17 protein-coding genes, 1 tRNA gene and 1 pseudogene are annotated in these 17688 nt (G+C 61.6%); 10 read left to right on the top strand and 9 right to left on the bottom strand.

What is annotated here, in order from left to right:
• Positions 1–59: 59 nt before the first annotated feature.
• A complete protein-coding gene (locus LA321_RS11940; RefSeq protein WP_042072229.1) occupies positions 60–992 on the bottom strand; it encodes a LysR family transcriptional regulator in 933 nt (310 codons plus the stop codon).
• Between the two features lie 171 nt (positions 993–1163).
• Here LA321_RS11940 and LA321_RS11935 point away from each other — a divergent pair, with 171 nt between their 5' ends.
• The 3 genes from LA321_RS11935 (at position 1164) to LA321_RS11925 (ending at position 3999) form a co-directional block, all read left to right on the top strand.
• The gene (locus LA321_RS11935) at positions 1164–2420 is read left to right on the top strand and encodes an adenylosuccinate synthetase (protein WP_042072231.1); all 1257 of its coding nucleotides are present in this window, start codon (positions 1164–1166) and stop codon (positions 2418–2420) included.
• A 197-nt stretch (positions 2421–2617) separates the two neighbouring features.
• A complete protein-coding gene (locus LA321_RS11930; RefSeq protein ID WP_042072232.1) occupies positions 2618–3154 on the top strand; it encodes a YbhB/YbcL family Raf kinase inhibitor-like protein in 537 nt (178 codons plus the stop codon).
• A gap of 11 nt (positions 3155–3165) precedes the next feature.
• Positions 3166–3999 carry a helix-turn-helix transcriptional regulator gene (locus tag LA321_RS11925; RefSeq protein ID WP_042072234.1) on the top strand — a complete coding sequence of 278 codons (834 nt, stop codon included), beginning with the start codon at positions 3166–3168 and terminating at the stop codon, positions 3997–3999.
• Positions 4000–4091: 92 nt separating this feature from the next.
• On the opposite strand, the gene LA321_RS11920 is transcribed toward LA321_RS11925, so the two are convergent.
• Both LA321_RS11920 and ung read right to left on the bottom strand, forming a co-directional pair.
• Positions 4092–4643, bottom strand: coding sequence for a hemerythrin domain-containing protein (locus tag LA321_RS11920; protein WP_042072235.1), 552 nt, complete (start codon positions 4641–4643; stop codon positions 4092–4094).
• A gap of 79 nt (positions 4644–4722) precedes the next feature.
• Entirely contained in the window at positions 4723–5391 is a 669-nt protein-coding gene (ung, locus tag LA321_RS11915; RefSeq protein ID WP_042025629.1) for a uracil-DNA glycosylase, read from the bottom strand.
• Positions 5392–5957: 566 nt separating this feature from the next.
• Between ung and grcA the strand changes: the two genes are divergently transcribed.
• On the top strand, positions 5958–6338 hold the full coding sequence (gene grcA / locus LA321_RS11910) for an autonomous glycyl radical cofactor GrcA (RefSeq protein ID WP_042025630.1): 381 nt from the start codon (positions 5958–5960) through the stop codon (positions 6336–6338).
• 138 nt (positions 6339–6476) lie between these two features.
• On the opposite strand, the gene kdsA is transcribed toward grcA, so the two are convergent.
• The 6 genes from kdsA to hemA form a co-directional block, all read right to left on the bottom strand.
• Positions 6477–7331, bottom strand: coding sequence for a 3-deoxy-8-phosphooctulonate synthase (gene kdsA / locus LA321_RS11905; RefSeq protein WP_042025631.1), 855 nt, complete (start codon positions 7329–7331; stop codon positions 6477–6479).
• Between the two features lie 109 nt (positions 7332–7440).
• Positions 7441–8241 (bottom strand): SirB1 family protein, encoded by an 801-nt coding sequence (locus LA321_RS11900; protein WP_042072237.1) that lies wholly within the window; start codon positions 8239–8241, stop codon positions 7441–7443.
• 12 nt (positions 8242–8253) lie between these two features.
• Positions 8254–8637, bottom strand: coding sequence for a SirB2 family protein (locus LA321_RS11895; protein WP_042072238.1), 384 nt, complete (start codon positions 8635–8637; stop codon positions 8254–8256).
• Between the two features lie 59 nt (positions 8638–8696).
• Positions 8697–9548, bottom strand: a complete 852-nt coding sequence (gene prmC / locus LA321_RS11890) for a peptide chain release factor N(5)-glutamine methyltransferase (RefSeq protein WP_042072239.1) — start codon at positions 9546–9548, stop codon at positions 8697–8699.
• A 61-nt stretch (positions 9549–9609) separates the two neighbouring features.
• Positions 9610–10698, bottom strand: coding sequence for a peptide chain release factor 1 (prfA, locus tag LA321_RS11885; RefSeq protein ID WP_042072240.1), 1089 nt, complete (start codon positions 10696–10698; stop codon positions 9610–9612).
• A gap of 51 nt (positions 10699–10749) precedes the next feature.
• Positions 10750–12009, bottom strand: a complete 1260-nt coding sequence (gene hemA / locus LA321_RS11880; protein ID WP_042025634.1) for a glutamyl-tRNA reductase — start codon at positions 12007–12009, stop codon at positions 10750–10752.
• 126 nt (positions 12010–12135) lie between these two features.
• On the opposite strand from hemA, the gene lolB reads away from it, so the two are divergent.
• The 6 genes and pseudogenes from lolB to pth all read left to right on the top strand — a co-directional run bounded on the left by lolB (position 12136) and on the right by pth (position 17639).
• On the top strand, positions 12136–12714 hold the full coding sequence (gene lolB, locus LA321_RS11875) for a lipoprotein insertase outer membrane protein LolB (protein WP_042072242.1): 579 nt from the start codon (positions 12136–12138) through the stop codon (positions 12712–12714).
• Positions 12714–13584: pseudogene (gene ispE, locus LA321_RS11870) on the top strand (4-(cytidine 5'-diphospho)-2-C-methyl-D-erythritol kinase). The gene lolB and the pseudogene ispE overlap by 1 nt, the downstream one beginning before the upstream one ends.
• Positions 13564–13638, top strand: a tRNA-Gln gene (locus LA321_RS11865). The pseudogene ispE and the gene LA321_RS11865 overlap by 21 nt, the downstream one beginning before the upstream one ends.
• A 171-nt stretch (positions 13639–13809) precedes the next feature.
• Complete coding sequence (locus LA321_RS11860; RefSeq protein WP_026457470.1) at positions 13810–14757, top strand: ribose-phosphate pyrophosphokinase; 948 nt, start codon at positions 13810–13812, stop codon at positions 14755–14757.
• 101 nt (positions 14758–14858) lie between these two features.
• The gene (locus LA321_RS11855; RefSeq protein ID WP_042072243.1) at positions 14859–16847 is read left to right on the top strand and encodes a bifunctional metallophosphatase/5'-nucleotidase; all 1989 of its coding nucleotides are present in this window, start codon (positions 14859–14861) and stop codon (positions 16845–16847) included.
• Positions 16848–17048: 201 nt separating this feature from the next.
• Complete coding sequence (gene pth / locus LA321_RS11850; RefSeq protein ID WP_026457963.1) at positions 17049–17639, top strand: aminoacyl-tRNA hydrolase; 591 nt, start codon at positions 17049–17051, stop codon at positions 17637–17639.
• Positions 17640–17688: the final 49 nt, after the last annotated feature.

The following is a 17688-nucleotide window of genomic DNA, read 5'->3' as shown; positions in this document are numbered from 1 at the left end:
CAAACCCAACAAAATCAAAGGGGCAGCCGCAGCTGCCCCTTTGATTTATGACGTTCTGATCACTGCGCAGCTTCCCGCGCCAGATAGGGGTTGGGTTTTTGGATCTCCTCCTCCACCCAGACCAGCAACTGCTTGATGGCCCGCGACAGCACCTGATTCTGACGCACCACGTACCCCAGACTGGTACCGGGAAAATCGGTCAGACTGGTGACGGGAGCCGTCAGGTTGAGCCTGGGGTGCAGCGAGAAGTCCGGCACTATGGCCACGCCAAACCCCGCCTCGGCCCAATCCAGCTGGGCATCCACGCTGCCAACTTCCATGATGCGACAGGGGGGCAACCCCAGCAGCGGCAGGGAGGGGTCGATAAGCGCCCGGGTGCGGGTGTCGTGCCCCAGCAGGATCAGGGTCGGCTCATCGAGGGGATCGCTCTTTCTCTCATCCCCCCCAGCCCCGACCTGCGCCCGCGCCTGCCAGCGGGCCAGCCCGTGGCCCAGGGCGCACCAAGTCACCTGTTGCAGTTCGGTATAGAAGAGCGGCTCGCTGCGCTTTTGCGCCATCACGAAGCCGAGATCCGCCTTGCCCGCCTTGACCAGCTCCGCCGCCTGATCCGATGTGGTGTTGAACAGGGTGAGGTCGATACCGGGAAACTCCCGTTTGAAACGCTGAAACGGCTGGATCAGCAGCAGACGAGATATGATGTCGCTGGCGGCGATGGCGAGCGTCCCCTGGCTGAGTTGATTGAGTGCGTTAAGGTCGGACTGGCACAGCTGCAACTCGGCGATGGCGCGCTCGGCGCTTTGCAGCAGTCGCTCCCCCGCCTGGGTCAGGCGAAACGGGCTGCGCTCGATGAGTCGTACCCGGGTCGCCTGCTCCAGCCGCTTGATGTGCAGGCTGACGTTGGGCTGGGTCATGTGCAGCTCGGTGGCGGTCTGGCCAAAGTGCTGCAACCGGGCCAGGGTGACAAAGGTTTGCAGCCAGTGAATATCCAGCATGTGGCTCCTCCACTCCCGTCTTGCGGGGTTTTGCACGGCAACAGCGGGAGAGGTTGCCGCTAAAACGGCCACAATTATATGGTTTTATTATCGGAATTATAAAGATAATTAATTTTTCTAATCCACATCAGGCTCCTAGGATGGATGCCTAACGTCTTAGGAGAAAGAGTCATGTCGTCTATCGTAGTCGTAGGTGCCAACTGGGGTGATGAAGGCAAGGGCCGCATCGTGGATTATCTGGCAGGCCAAGCCGGTGCCAGCATTCGCTTCCAAGGCGGCAACAACGCCGGCCACACCGTGGTCAACGATCTTGGCACCTTCAAGCTGCACCAGGTCCCGAGTGGCGTGTTCAACCCGGATTGCCTGGTCGTGCTCGGCCCGGGCATGGTGATCAGCCCCGAGAAGCTCACCGTCGAACTCGACGAAGTGAAAGCCTCCGGCATCACTCCCAAGCTGGCCATCTCTGACCGCGCCACCCTGTGCCTGCCGCTGCACGCACTGGAAGATACCCTGGAAGAGCAGCGTCTGGGTGACGGCGCCTATGGCTCCACCCGTCAGGGCATTGCCCCCGCCTACGGCGATCGCGTGATGAAGAAAGCGATCCTGGTTGGCTGGCTGAAACAGCCGGACGTGCTGGTCGAGCGCATCCAGTTCATGCTGGACTGGAAACTGCCGCAGATGAAGGCCCTCTACCCGGACTTCGAATTTGCCCAGACCGCCCAGGAAATGGCCGACTGGCTGCTGGAAGTCTCCGCCTCCTGGATCGACGCCGTCTGCAACGTCAGCATGCCGCTCAAGGCCCTGCAGGCCGAAGGCAAGACCCTGCTGTTCGAAGCCCAGCTGGGCGCCGGCCGTGACCTCATCTACGGCGAATACCCCTGGGTGACCTCCTCCCACGTTTCCGGCGCCTACGCCGGCATCGGTGGCGGCCTGCCGGGTCTGCGCCCGGAGCGCGTCATCGCCGTGGCCAAGGCATTCAGCTCCTCCGTCGGTACCGGCACCCTGCTGACCGCCATGGAGAACCAGGACGAGTTCCGCAAGATCACCAACGAGTTCGGCGCCACCACCGGCCGTCCCCGTGACGTCGGCTACTTCGACGCCGTGGCCACCAAGAACGGTGTCGAGCTGCAGGCCGCCACCGAAGTGGCCCTGACCAAGCTGGACTGCCTGACCGGTCTGCCGGATCTGAAGATCTGCGTGGCCTACGAAGGTGCCCACACCGAAAACCCGATTTGGCCGCAAACTGCCGCCCTCAAGCCCGTCTACGAGCAGATGGAAAGCTGGAGCGAAGACATCAGCGGCTGCCGCACCTTCGAAGAGCTGCCCAAGGCTGCCCAGCAGTACGTGCTGCGCATCGAAGAGCTGCTCGGCGTACCGGTTCCGATGGTTTCCGTCGGCCCGGGTCGTGACGAGATGATCCTGCGCTAAGTCGCCCGCCCTCTCGGCACATAAAAACCGGCATCCTGGATGCCGGTTTTTTTATCTCTCTCTTCCCCCTCACCAATCTCACAAACGACATATCGACTCATATAATGGCCTGGAGAGCGCCTCATTGAGCCGTTACGTAACTTCCATTTATTCCTGTTTGGCTAAAGTGAACCCGTTACCACACGAGGAGTCACCTTATGAGATTACCCCTGCGTTCCGCTTTGCTGCCCCTGTTCTGTCTGGCCGCCCTGCCTGCCGGTGCCATGACCCTGAGCAGCACCGACATACGCGAAGGCCAGCCGATGGACAAGACGTTCAGCTTCAACGGCTTTGGTTGCAGCGGCGAGAACCGCTCGCCCCAGCTGAGCTGGCAGGATCTGCCCGCCGGCACCAAAAGCGTCGCCATCACGACCTATGATCCGGATGCCCCCACCGGCAGCGGCTGGTGGCACTGGCTGGTGGTCAATCTGCCGGCTAGCCAGAGCGAGCTGCCGACCAACGCCTCCGGCAAGCTCAAGCAGGGGCTGGAGCTGAGAACCGACTTCGGCAGCCAGGGCTACGGCGGCCCCTGCCCGCCCGCAGGCCACGGCATGCATCGCTACCAGTTCACCGCCTGGGCCCTGCCCCAGGATCTGGAGGTGAAGGCAGATACCCCGCCCGCCATGGTAGGCTACATGCTCAACGCCATGGCCCTTGGCAAGGCCACCCTGACCGCTACCTTCGTCACCCCCTAGGAGCCAGCCTGATGAGCACGCCCCTGCTGCAACAGCACCACTACCTCGGGATCCGCCAGCAGCCCCTGCACCGGGTGCTCATCTATGCCCCGACCCTCATCTGGGTGAAACAGGGGCACAAGCAGCTGTGGTGGAAAGAGCGGCGCCTGACGTTTGACAGGGAGAGCTGGCTGCTGATCCCGGCGGGCCACCAGCTCACCTTCGTCAACCAGCCGGAGCAGGGCACATTCCGCTCCCATGCCCTGACCCTGCTGGCGCCGCCGCCCGATGCCTGGCTATCGGCCACCGCCGCGGCTCCACAGGGGCTGCGAGAACCCAGGGTAAAGGTGACCCCCGGGCTGGCATTTTGCTTCGAGCTGGTCACCACCATGGCCGAGCGGGGAGTGAGCGAGGCAACCCAGGCCGAGCTGCTACAGGGCTTTTATGCCGAACTGCACGCCGCCCGGGCCCTCGATCTGCTCTATCCGGCCCGCACCATGACGCTGGGGGAACGGCTGGCCCGCTATCTCGGCGTGGAGCCCGGCGCCGACCATACTCTGGAGGGGGTTGCCCCCAACTTCGCCATGAGCCGCGCCTCTCTGGTACGCAAGCTGGCCAGCGAAGGACGCAGTTTTCGTCAACTGCTGGCACAGGTGCGCATGAGTCATGCCCTCACCTTGCTGCAGCAATCCCTCACCCCGCTGGAGGTAGCCCTCGCCTGCGGCTACGACTCCCCCAGTCGCTTCGCCGCCCGCTTCAAGCAGGAGTTCGGCCTGACCCCGCACCAATATCGGCAGACCTGTCCCTCCCCCGCAATCCGGCCCCGAGAAAGACGCTCCCAACTAGCACATGGGTCGTCGAAATGACCAAGCTGCTAGGTGTTTGCCAGATATGAAAAGGCCTCCGGATGGAGGCCTTTTGCCGTTTATCTATTTGTTGATGGTGCAACCGGGCCTTATTACACGCTCACCGGAGGCAGCGAGAGACGCTGGGCCAGCGCCTGAAAGTTCTGGCTCACCTCGGCCCCGAACAGGGGATCACCGATGGCACGGTTCTGCCAGTTTTGCTCCAGATGACGCCAGTCATCTTCGGTCAGGGTGTCCCGCAGCAGGGGGAAGATCACCCCTTCCTCGTAGTTCATGTGCGCCTCCTGCAGCGCCACGAAACATTCCAGCTTGCCGGTGAACTGGTCGAGCGGGATCACCGCATCCATCAGGATCATCTCCACCATCTCCTTGAGTTCGGTGCCCGCCTCCAGCAGTTTGGCGTGCTCCTCCTGCAGACGATTGGCGACCTCCCCCTCCACGACCCGGTATTTGAGGTAGTACTCGTAGATCATGTCTTCCTTGGGGTGATGGTACTTGTCAGACACTTCCCGCAGGTAGTCGATGACATCGCGGATCAGAAAGTAGCTGATGGGCTGCTCGGCCTGAATGGCTGCCAGCTTGTGCTTGAGCAGCCCAAGTAGCCGGGCGATGTTGAGGTGATCCTTGTGCAGACTGGATAACATAGGCACTCCTTCGCTGAAATAAACTGTCACTTCCCTGAGTATACGGTCATCTGCCGGCCAAACTTTGCACTCAATCAAGTCAGCCGCAGACTGAATTCCATTGGATGGGCTGTTTGCCCTGCTGTTCCAGCAGCCGGTTGGTCTCTGAAAAATGGCCACAACCGATGAAGCCACGATGGGCAGAGAGCGGGCTGGGATGGGGGGCGGTCAGCACGTGATGGCGCTGCCGGTCGATGAAACGCCCCTTCTTCTGGGCATGGGCGCCCCAGAGCAGGAAGACCACGCCCTGACAGCTGGCATTGATCTGCTCGATCACCCGGTCGGTGAAGGTTTCCCAGCCCAGATGTGCGTGGGAGTGGGCCTGGCCGGCCTGCACCGTCAGCACGGTATTGAGCAGCAGCACCCCCTGTTTGGCCCAGGATTCGAGAAAGCCGTGATCCGGTGTGACAAACCCTGGCAGATCCCGCTGCATCTCCTTATAGATGTTGACCAGCGAGGGCGGGGTGCGCACCCCGGGCAGCACGGAAAAACAGAGACCATGGGCCTGGTTGGGGCCGTGGTACGGATCCTGGCCCAGGATCACCACCTTGACCTGATCCAGTTCGGTGAGCTTGAACGCGTTGAAGACATCGGCTGCGGGTGGATAGATCACCTTGCCCGCTTCCCGCTCACTGCGCACCGTCGCCAGCGTACTCTTGAAATAGTCCTGCTCTTTTTCCGAGCCAATCACATCACTCCAGGTCAGCACCCCGAACTCCTCACTTGATACGGCGAAGGGCTCAGGATAGGGGGCCAGCCCGCAAGACGCAACCGTGGCAGGGCATGATGGACAGCATCATTTGCCTGCGATCACATGACATCACCACACACAGGCCCCATCCGATCAGGAGATATCGGGCTTGCTCCCTGGCAAGCGCTGCAGATGGAGTCGCGCGCAGCAGCCGTTTCCTTCACCGTCAATTTCCTTTCCATCAGTCATCTGCCGGCTATCCGTTTATCTTAAAAACAAAGCAAAACATGTAGTTAAATTACTAGATTAAATAGATAAAAGATGTATGATTTGGATATCTTACGAAATCAGAAAAATGACCTATTTTTGATTCAACTCAATAATTTAATCCTGCCCAGCGCAGGCTAAGTGGGATTTTATTGATTTGGATCAATTTTCGTAATATTCCCACCATGGTATATATGACCCCATCAAAGTAAAGGTGTAAGGCAAGGCCCCTTTAAGCCATCGAAATTCACGGTAGCTTAACTACATCAGGGTAATTTCCTTACAGTCGGATCCGCTTCCCATTGAGGAGTCATACCATGATCAAAGGCATTCAAATCACCCAGGCCGCCAACACCGCTCTGCTGAACTCTTTCTGGCTGCTGGACGAAGAGAAGCAACAGGCTCGCTGCATCTGCGCCAAAGGCGATGCCTTCGCTGCCGATCAGGAAGTCCAGATCGCCGAGCTGGGCCAGTTCGAATACCGCGAGCTGCCGGTTCAGGCCGAGCCGGCCGTTGAAGGTGGCCAGCACCTGAACGTCAACGTGCTGCGTCGCGAAACCCTGGAAGACGCCATCGCCAACCCGGAAAAATACCCGCAGCTGACCATCCGTGTGTCCGGCTACGCAGTGCGCTTCAACGCCCTGACCCCGGAACAGCAGCGTGACGTGGTAACCCGTACCTTCACCCAGAGCCTGTGATCCACACTCTGTCGTGACGGCGGGCTGCACAGCCTGCCCTCAAAAACGGCCCCCGGGGGCCGTTTTCATGGCCACAAGCCAGACTCGCCAAACAAAAAGGCCCCGCATCGCGGGGCCTTTTGCTATCCATTGCCAGTATCAGGCAGAGGTATCGAGGGGCTCGAAACCCTTGATCAGATCGTCGATAGCCTTCATCTGCTTGAGGAAACCTTCCAGCTTCTCCAGCGGCAGGGCGCTCGGGCCGTCGCAACGGGCCACTTTCGGATCCGGGTGGGATTCGATGAACAGACCCGCCAGGCCTACCGCCATACCGGCGCGGGCCAGCTCGGTCACCTGCTCGCGGCGGCCACCGGACGCGGCACCCATGGGATCGCGGCACTGCAGGGAGTGAGTCACGTCGAAGATGACCGGGTAGCCGCCGGTGCTCTTCTTCATCACGCCCAGGCCCAGCATGTCCACCACCAGGTTGTCGTAACCGAAGTTGGCACCGCGCTCGCACAGGATCAGGCGATCGTTGCCGCACTCCTCGAACTTGTCGGTGATGTTCTTCATCTGGCTTGGGCTGAGGAACTGCGGCTTCTTGATGTTGATGACGTTGCCGGTGCGGGCCATGGCCTCCACCAGATCGGTCTGGCGCGCCAGGAAGGCGGGCAGCTGGATGACATCCACTACCTCGGCCACCGGCTTGGCCTGCCACGGCTCGTGCAAATCGGAGATGACCGGCATGCCGAAGGTAGCTTTCAGCTCCTCAAAGATCTTCATCCCCTCTTCCAGACCGGGGCCGCGGTAGGAGTGGATGGAGGAGCGGTTGGCCTTGTCCCAGCTCGCCTTGAACACGAATGGAATGCCCAGCTTGCTGGTCACTTCCACGTACTTCTCGCACACCGCCATCGCCATGTCGCGGGATTCCAGCACGTTCATGCCACCAAACAGCACGAACGGCTTGTCGTTGGCGACGTCGATCTGGTTGATCTTGATATTCTTCTGTTCCATCTCAGGCATCCTTAAATGAAAGGCTTGGGGGTTGTAGCCAACTCAGACTGTTGCGCCCTGGGCACATCAGCCTTGATATTCTTCTGTTTCAGTTCCCAAGCCCGCCTCCTTAATGGAGGGGCTTGGAAGTCAGATCCAGCGCGGCCAGCTGTGCTTTCAGCACATCGGCCACCGGGTCATCCGGGCATTGTTCAATGAAATATTCAAAATCTTCCGCCGCCTGCCGGGGGCAGTCGAGCTGCTCGTAGATAAAGCCGCGATCCCGCGTCTCCAGGGGATCGCCAGGTTTCATCCGCAGCAGCAGTTCGCTGCAGCGCAGAGCCTCGACCATGCGCTCTTCCCGCAGCAGGGCTCCCTTGCTGACGTTGAGCAGCCGCTCGATGATCTCCCACTGACCGGAGGGTTGCAAATAGTTCGGGGTCAGGGTCGCCAGATCCCCCAGGGCGCCGCGCAGCAGCAGTTCGATACGAGCCAGGGTCAGCTCGTCACCGGTGAAGGGATCGACATAGACCTCCCCCTCGCCACCGGCAAAGCTCACCAGGAAGTGACCGGGGAAGCAGATCCCCTCCACATCCAGCCCGAGTTTGCGTCCCAGCTGGATGATGAGGATACCGAGACTGACCGGGATCCCCTTGCGCTGCATCAGCACCTGGTTGATGTCGCAGTTCTGCGCCGAGAAATAATCCTGCCAGTCGCCGTAAAAGCCAAGGCTGTGGTAGAAGCCCTCCAGCAGTTGCTGGCGCACCTCGTCACAGGTGCCTTCGGCTATCTGTTCATCCAGCCACTCGTCGAGCAAGTCCAGCTCGCGCAGCCCCTGCCCGGCCGGGCCATATACCTCGTGACTCACCGCCAGCGCCAGCTCGGTGAGGTCATGGGCTTCAAAGTCGGTCCATTCGTCTATACGTAACATCGTCTTCATGCCTTAACCGAACAAACTCGCCTGTTTGAGCAGTGCCAGCTTGGCAATAAAATAGATCCATCCCAGTGCTCCGAGAAAGGAGCACCAGCGCACCAGGTTGCTTTTGGCCAGCCGCAACGCCATGGCGGCCAGGAACACCAGCACCAGGATGCCCATCAGCTTTTCGCTGAGCCAGGGAGTCCCGTTGTTGAAGGGGTTGAGATCCAGCACCATGCACAGCAGCACGCCCGAGAGGACTACCAGGCCATTGAGCAGGCCGCTCACCTTCAGCACGGGGGCACTATAGGCCCGGTCAGAGCCGGCCTGAACCCAGTAAAAGCGAACCATGAACAAGAGCACAGCCCCGGCAATCAGGGTCAGGTGCAGATGCTTGAGCACAAAATACATATTCAATCCTTGGCCGCTGGGTCATCACCCAGCGACTCGTCAAACCGGTTGTAAAGGATTTAGCAGGCCGGACACTGGCCCAGGGTTACCCGCTCGTTGTCCCCGTAATCGCGCACCGTGGTCACGGCGCGATAACCACGCGCCAGCAGCAGCTGACGCACGGCAGCGCCCTGCTCCCAGCCATGCTCCAGCAGTAGCCAGCCATCCGCCAGCAGATGGGCGGGCGCCTCGGCCACTATGTGGCGGATGTCCGCCAGCCCCGCCTCGTCGGCCACCAGGGCCGAACGGGGTTCGAAGCGCACATCCCCCTGCTCGAGATGAGGATCGGCGCCGTCGATATAGGGCGGGTTGGAGACAATCACCGCGAAACGGGGGGCCTTACCCAAGAGCGGATCGCAAAGCGGCGCGAACCAGCTGCCGTCGCGAACCGTGATGGGCAAATCCAGCGCGGCGCTGTTCTCGCGAGCCAGGGCCGCGGCATCCGCCATCCTGTCCACCGCCCATACATCGGCATCGGGCCGCTCGGACTTGAGCGCCAATGCGATGGCACCGGTGCCGGTGCCCAGATCCAGCAGGGCGCAGGGGCCTGCGGGCAACCGTGCCAGCGCCTGTTCGACCAGCACCTCGGTATCGGGGCGCGGGATCAGGGTCGCCGGACTCACCTTGAGGGGCAGTGACCAGAACTCCCGCTCCCCCACCAGGTGGGCGATGGGTTCGCCATTGAGGCGACGGACGAGCCAGCCCTGCAGGGTCGCCTGCTGGGCGTCATCGAGTTCGCGCTCGGGCCAGGTCATCAGGTAGCTGCGCCGGCACTTCAGCAGATGGCAGAGCAGCACATCGGCATCGGCACGGGGAGATTCGCCCCCCGCCAGGGTCGCCATGATGTGGGCGCGGGCTTGCTGGATTTGCATCAGTTTTCCCCCACCTTATTCGTCCCACTCTGAATGCGAGCTTGCCGGATCTGCATTTGCATCAATTGCTCTCGGCCAGGGAAGCGAGCTGATCGGCCTGATACTCCTGCACCAGCGGCGTGATGACGCAGTCCAGATCCCCTTCCAGGATCTCGGAGAGGCGATAGAGGGTGAGGTTGATGCGGTGCTCGGAGAGACGCCCCTGGGGATAGTTGTAGGTGCGGATGCGCTCGGAGCGATCCCCCGACCCCACCAGGTTGCGACGGGTACTCTGCTCGGCGGCGCGGTGGCGCTCATCCTCGGCCGCCTGCAGACGGGCGGAGAGCACCGACATCGCCTTGGCGCGGTTCTTGTGCTGGGAGCGCTCGTCCTGGCACTCCACCACCAGGCCGGTCGGCAGGTGGGTAATGCGAATGGCGGAGTCGGTCTTGTTGACGTGCTGACCACCGGCACCGGAGGCGCGGAAGGTGTCGATCTTCAGCTCGGACGGGTTGATCTCGATCTGTTCAGCCTCCGGCACTTCCGGCAGTACGGCGACGGTACAGGCGGAGGTGTGCACCCGCCCCTGGGATTCGGTTTCCGGCACCCGCTGCACCCGATGACCACCGGACTCGAACTTGAGACGGCCGTAGACGTGCTCGCCATCGATCTTGGCGATCACCTCCTTGTAGCCACCATATTCCCCGTCGTTGCAGCTGACGATGGAGACGCGCCAGCCCTGGCGCTCGGCAAAGCGCGAATACATGCGAAACAGGTCGCCGGCAAAAATTGCCGCCTCGTCACCACCGGCACCGGCGCGGATCTCCAGATAGCAGTTGTTGTCATCCTTGGGATCCTTGGGCAGCAGCATCACCTGCAGCTCCTGCTCCAGCGCCTCCAGCGCCGCCCTGGCGACCGGCAGCTCCTCCTGCGCCATCTCGCGCAGGTCGGCATCCTCCTCCTCCAGCATCAGCTGGGTGGTCTCGAGATCCTCCTGGGCCTGACGGAAACGCTGGAAGGCGTGAACGATATCCTCCAGCTGGGCATATTCCCGGGTCAGGGCGCGATAACGCTCCTGATCCGAGACCACGTCCGGCTCGCCGAGCATGGCCTGTACTTCTTCGTGGCGCTCGATGAGGCCTTCCAGCTTTCTGATCAGTGACGGATTCATAACTCTTGCAATCTCAATGGAGGAGAGGACGACCGGCTGGCCGCCCGAACACTATGACTCTTGTGACAACCCCAGCGCCTGACGCAACCGGGACAGGGCGCTCTCGTCACCCTGGGAGGCCGCCTGGCGCAGGGCCTGGGTCGGCGCGTGGATCAACTTGTTGGTGAGGCGATGGGCCAGCGCCTTGAGGGCCTGCTCGGCACTCTCGCCCTGGGCCAGGGCCTGCAGGGCCCGCTGCAGCTCCTCGTCGGCAACCTGCTGGGAGTGCTGACGATAGTCGCGGATGAGATCCACCGAATTCTGGCCGCGATACCAGCCCATGAATTCGTCGCGCTCTTCCTGCACGATGAGCTCCGCCTCGGCGGCCGCCCGCTTGCGGGTCTCGAGGTTCTGCTCGATGATCCCCTGCAGATCGTCCACGGTGTAAAGATAGGCGTCGGAGAGCTCGTCCACCTCGGCCTCGATATCCCGCGGCACGGCGATATCCACCAGGAACATGGGCTTGAAGCGGCGCGCCTTGAGGGCCCGCTCCACCATGCCCTTGCCGATGATGGGCAAGGGGCTCGCGGTCGAGCTGATGACGATGTCCGCCTCGTGCAGGTAATCAGGGATCTCTTCGAGGGTCATCACCTGGGCGCCGAATTCGGCCGCCAGGGTCTGGGCCCGCTGCAGGGTGCGGTTCGCCACCATCATCTGGGTGACGTCCTGTTCGCGCAGATGGCGGGCCACCAGTTCGATGGTCTCGCCGGCGCCGACCAGCAGCACCTTGGTCTGGGAGAGATCGGAGAAGATCCGCCGCGCCAGGCTGACGGCGGCGAAGGCTACCGACACGGCGCTGGCCCCGATCTCGGTATCGGTGCGCACCCGTTTTGCCACCGAGAAGGACTTCTGGAACAGACGCTCCAGCGCTCCCTTGATCGCTTCCGACTGCTGGGCATGAGCGTAGGACTGCTTGATCTGCCCCAGGATCTGCGGCTCTCCCAGCACCAGGGAGTCGAGACCGCAGGCCACCCGCATCAGGTGGCGCACCGCCTCTTCGTCATGGTGCTGATAGATGGCGCTGACCAGTTCGGCCGCATCCAGCCCGTGAAACTGCTGCAACCAGCGCAATACAGCCTCTTGCTGCTCCCCGTCCAGATTGCAATAAAGTTCGGTCCGGTTGCAGGTGGAGACGATCACCGCCTCGCTGACGCCGGGTTGGCTCACCAGCTCACGCAGGGCGCGATCGATGCAGTCCGGGCCAAAGGCGACCCTTTCTCGCAAGGCGACACTGGCGGTGTTGTGGTTGATTCCGAGGGCAAGCAAACTCATGAGTGGGCGACAGTCATTTCATACGCTGGGTGCAAAGGCTGCCAATTGTACGAGAAAGGGTAAGTCTTTAAAAGCAATACGGCCGCCCCGTATACTGTGGCAAATTCCCCTCTCTGGAGCCTTGCCTTGCTGCTACGTATTTTCACCCTCGCCTGCCTGCTGATCCTCGGCGGCTGTGCCACCACCCAGCCCCAGCGGGACCAGGTGAACTGGAACCAGGAGCGTACCCGGCTCGAGCAGCTGACCCATTGGCAGCTTTCCGGCAAGATGGCCATCATCACCCCCCAGCAGAAGGGCAGCGCCCGCCTCAACTGGCAGCAGGACGGCGATGACTATCGCCTCAACCTCACCAGCCTGATCGGCACCAGCATTCTGGAGCTCTCCCGCAACAAGGGCGAGATCACCCTGCTCGACAGCGATGGCAACCGCCACCAGAGCCAGGATGCCGAGGCGCTGGTCTATCAGCTCACCGGCTGGCACATCCCGGTCGCCGGATTGCCGGAGTGGATCAAGGGGCTGCCGGGCCAGGCCGAATTTGAGCTCAATCCCGACGCCAGCCTGGCCAGCGTCCGTGACGGTCAGTGGCAGATAGCCTACGGCGATTATCGGGATCAGGATGGCTACCGCCTGCCGCACCAGCTCACCATGACCGGCCAGGGCAGCCGCCTCAAGCTTCAGATCAACCAATGGACTCTCGCTCGCTGATGAACCCGACCCGCTGGCCGGCACCGGCCAAACTCAACCTGTTTCTCCACGTAAATGGCCGTCGTCCGGACGGCTATCACGAATTGCAGACCCTGTTCATCTTCCTCGATCACGGCGACTGGCTGGAATTCGACCCGCTCCCCGGCACCAATCTGCTGACCCTGAGCCCGGCCATTCCCGGCGTGCCCGATGAACAAAACCTCATCATCCGCGCCGCCCGCCTGCTGCAGGCAAAACTGCCGAGCCCGCAGGGAGCGCATATCCGGCTGGAAAAAGTCTTGCCCATGGGCGGCGGCATCGGCGGCGGCTCATCGGATGCGGCCACTACCCTGGTGGCCCTCAATCATCTCTGGCAGGCCGGTTTGAGCGAAGATGAACTGGCGGATCTCGGCGTCCAGCTGGGGGCCGACGTGCCGGTATTCGTGCGCGGCAGAGCCGCCTTTGCCGAGGGAGTGGGCGAGCGGCTGCAACCGGTCGAAGTGCCCTCCGCCTGGTATCTGGTGCTCAAGCCAGATTGCCATGTGGCGACCGCCGCCGTGTTCCAGGATCCGGACCTGCCGAGAGATACCCCGAAGATGGCATTGCACAATCTGCTGGAAGGGGAGTGGAAAAACGATTGCGAATTACTGGTGAAAAAGCGCCACCCCGAGGTTGCCAATGCGCTCGGCTGGTTGCTAGAATACGCGCCGTCAAGAATGACGGGCACAGGAGCCTGCGTCTTTGCTCAGTTTGAAGACGAAGTGACTGCTCGGGAAGTGTTGGCCAAAGTGCCGAAGGGGCTGGATGGGTTTGTCGCCAAGGGCGAGAACATATCACCACTCTTTGTCACTTTGCAACAGTTCAAATGATTGGGGTATCGCCAAGCGGTAAGGCAGCGGGTTTTGATCTCGCCATTCCTAGGTTCGAATCCTAGTACCCCAGCCAATTTGAGCGAGGAAGCGTGGGCGATGTCGTGCTCGCCCACCGACCTGAAGTGCTCCGTTTCACTGCGGCAGACATCTTGCTCGTTATCTTGATAAATCGTTTGCCCCCAAACGATCCGGGTCTGATTTCAGACTCCCCCACATACTGGATGCAACCCCGAGGTTTCAAACCGTGCCTGACATGAAGCTGTTTGCTGGTAACGCAACGCCGGAACTAGCCCAGAAGATCGCAGATCGCCTGTTTATCAAACTCGGCAATGCTGCCGTAGGTCGCTTTAGCGACGGCGAGATCAGCGTACAGATCAACGAGAATGTACGTGGTGGCGATATCTTCATCATTCAATCCACCTGTGCCCCGACCAACGACAATTTGATGGAATTGATCGTCATGGTGGATGCACTGCGTCGTGCTTCAGCTGGCCGTATCACTGCCGTTATCCCCTATTTTGGTTATGCCCGTCAGGACCGCCGCGTCCGCTCCGCCCGTGTGCCCATCACCGCCAAGGTTGTCGCCGACTTCCTCTCCAGCGTCGGTGTGGATCGCGTGCTGACTGTTGACCTGCATGCCGAGCAAATCCAGGGCTTCTTCGACGTTCCGGTAGACAACGTGTTCGGTAGCCCGGTGCTGCTGGAAGACATGAAGTCCAAGAACCTCGAGGCCCCTGTTGTCGTCTCTCCGGACATCGGCGGCGTGGTACGTGCCCGTGCCATCGCCAAGCTGCTGGATGACACCGACATCGCCATCATCGACAAGCGCCGTCCCCGCCCGAACGTCTCCCAGGTCATGCACCTGATCGGTGACGTTGCCGGCCGCGACTGCATCATCGTCGATGACATGATCGACACCGGCGGCACCCTGTGCAAGGCTGCCGAAGCCCTGAAAGAGCGTGGTGCCAAGCGCGTATTCGCCTACGCAACTCACCCGGTCTTCTCCGGCTCCGCCGTCGACAACATCAAGAACTCCGTGATCGACGAACTGATCATCACCGACTCCATCCCGCTCACCCCGGAGATGAAGGCGGTTGGCAAGGTCAAGCAACTGACCCTCTCGACCGTACTGGCCGAAGCCATTCGTCGCATCAGCAACGAAGAGTCCATCTCTGCCATGTTCGAGCATTGATGGATGCTGTATCAACGAAAACCGCCTACCGGCGGTTTTCGTCTTTCTAGCACCCTGATATCTGGTACTACCCTGCCCCCGGCAGGATTAAGGATTTGTCCATGAATTGCTTGCGTCCTCTCCTGCTCGCAACCCTCACCTCCGCCCTGTTCGCCTGTCAGCCAGCCAAAGAGAACCAGCCCTTCGTGCTGGCCCTGGCACACATGAACGACACCCACTCCCAGTTCGATCCGGTCAACGCCGAGCTGACGGGACATATCTTCAACAAGGACGAGGAGACGGACACCCTCTACACCCGCTTTGGCGGCTATCCGCGCCTGCTCACCATGGCAAAGGCCTACCAGGCCGAAGCGCTGGCCAAGAACCAGCCCCTGCTGCTGCTGCACGGCGGCGATGCCTGGCAGGGCAGCGGCTACTTCAAGCTCAACGAGGGGATGGCCAACGCCGAGTTGCTAAGCCAGTTCGGCCTCGATGCCATGGCGCTCGGCAACCACGAATTCGATCTCGACAACCAGAAGCTGGCCCGCTTCATCGAGGGGGTCAACTTCCCGGTGCTGGCCGCCAACCTGGATACCCGTGACGATCCGGCCCTGAGCAAGGCCAGCAATCTCAAGCCCTTTGTCGTCTATGCCTTCGACGGCAACCAGAAAAGCCCGGTCACCGATCTCAACAACCTGCCGCAAGGCAAACAGCTGGTCGCCGTAATGGGGCTGGTGCTGGAAGACATGGGCAATATCGCCCCCAACGTGGGCAAACTGCGCTTTGACAAGGAAGTGGCCTCGGCCCAGGCCACGGTCGACATGCTGCAGGCCAAAGGCATTCACCAGATCGTCGCCCTGACCCACATCGGCAACGAGCGGGATCTGGCGCTGGCGGCCAAGGTCAACGGTATCGATGCCATCGTCGGCGGCCACTCTCACAGCCTGCTCGGCGATTTTCGCAATATCGGCTGGGGCAAAACCGGCGAGTACGCCAAGCTGGTGACCAATCCGGACGGCATCGGCAAGACCTGCGTGGTGCAGGCGGGCTCCTACGCCCAGGCCATCGGTCTGGCCCAGGTAAGTTTCGACAGCCAGGGTCAGGTGCAGGATTGCCAGGGCAACAACAGCCTGCTGGCCAGCCGCGACTTCTTCGCCGATCCGGCCCGCAGCCAACCCCTCGACAAGCAAGGCAGCAAAAAGGCGAGTCAGTTCATCGACAACCAGCCCAACCTGGTGACCGTAGATGAGGATCCGCGCCTGCGCGGCATCATCGACAGCCACTACAAACCGGCGCTGGATAAAGCCTATGGCCCGGTGATCGGCACCATCCCCGCCCAGCTGCAAAATGCCCGTCGCCCCGGCGACAACGGCAGCGACAGCCACGGCTCGGATGTCGCCCCCCTGGTCGCCGAAGGGCAGTATTACTGGGCCAACACCCCGGCGGTGCAAGCCCTGACCGGCGGTCCGGTGGACTTCTCCCTGGTGGCGGTAGGTGGCGTGCGCGCCGATCTGCCGGCCGGCGAATGGCGCGAAGGGGACAGTGCCCTCACCCTGCTGCCGTTCAAGAACCAGCTCGCGGTGCTGAGCCTGACCGGTGCCGATGTGCGTGCCCTCTTGAGCGAAACCATCACTGCCACCCTGCCCGCCAGCGCCCACGCCGGCAAGTTCCCCTATGGCGGCCACCTGCGTTACACCTTCCAGGAGACGGAGGCAGGCAAGGCCGGCACCCTCACCCAGCTGCAATACCAGATGGCCGATGGCCAGTGGCAGGATCTGATGGATGGCCAGCACTACCGGGTGGTGATGAATGCTTACAGCGCCAACGGCAATGATGGCTGGCAGGCCCTGGCCGATGCCCAGCGCCAGCAGAGCGAACGGGTCGACATCGCCAGCGTCAACGGCAAGCTGGCCGCCTTCCCGGTGCTCAAGGTGGAGCAGAGCGGCGAGCGGCTCAATGCCATCTATACCGACGGCAAGGCGCTCGATTGCAAGGCAAAAGGGGTGGATTGCGGCACAGATGCCGCCTCCTTCGTGCAGTACGTGCGCGAGGCGCGCCCCAACCTGACCGCCCTGGACGAGGAGACGGTCACCCTGCTGCGCGCCAAATAAAGGCGCCACGAGATGAACCGGCACGGGCCTCTTGCAAGAGGCCCGTTTGCCGAACGTTGGCCGCCAAATCGCGGGCAGATCCCGCCATTTCATGGGCACCCCGTGCACATCGGTTGAGTGATCGCCACTCGGCGGCTAGAATATTGCGTCCTATTGCCCTGGGTAGTGTACCCAGGACAGCTGCGAGTGAAGACATCAAGCGTGACAAGCCAAATCAAACTGATCGTGGGTCTGGGCAATCCCGGCCCGGAGTATGCCAAGACCCGCCACAATGCGGGTGCCTGGTACGTGGAGCAACTGGCCCGCTGGCACAATGCCAGCCTGCGTGAAGAGCCCAAGTTCTTCGGCCACACTGCCCGTATCCAGGTCGAGGGGCAGGATGTGCGACTGCTCATCCCGAACACCTACATGAACCTCTCGGGCAAGGCGGTCGCCGCGCTGGCACGCTTCTATCAGATTGAACCGGAAGCCATTCTGGTTGCCCACGACGAGCTTGACCTGCCCCCGGGCATCGCCAAGTTCAAGCAGGGCGGTGGCCACGGCGGCCACAACGGCCTCAAGGACATCATCGCCAAGATGGGCAACAACAATAACTTCTTCCGGCTGCGCCTCGGGATCGGTCATCCCGGCGCCAAGGAGCAAGTTGCCGGTTTCGTGCTGACCAAGGCACCGAGCAGCGAACAGAACCTGATCGATGCCGCGCTGGATGAATCCCTGCGCGCCACCGACATCCTGTTCAAACAAGATATGACCAAGGCCATGAACCGCTTGCACAGCTTCAAGGCCGAATAAAGCATGACACGGGCCGCCTGCCGGCGTCCCTTACAGCATCCATCAAGTA

The organism is Aeromonas enteropelogenes (assembly GCF_020097295.1).
Lineage (GTDB): Bacteria > Pseudomonadota > Gammaproteobacteria > Enterobacterales > Aeromonadaceae > Aeromonas > Aeromonas enteropelogenes.
This window is presented reverse-complemented; position numbering and strand designations above follow the sequence as displayed.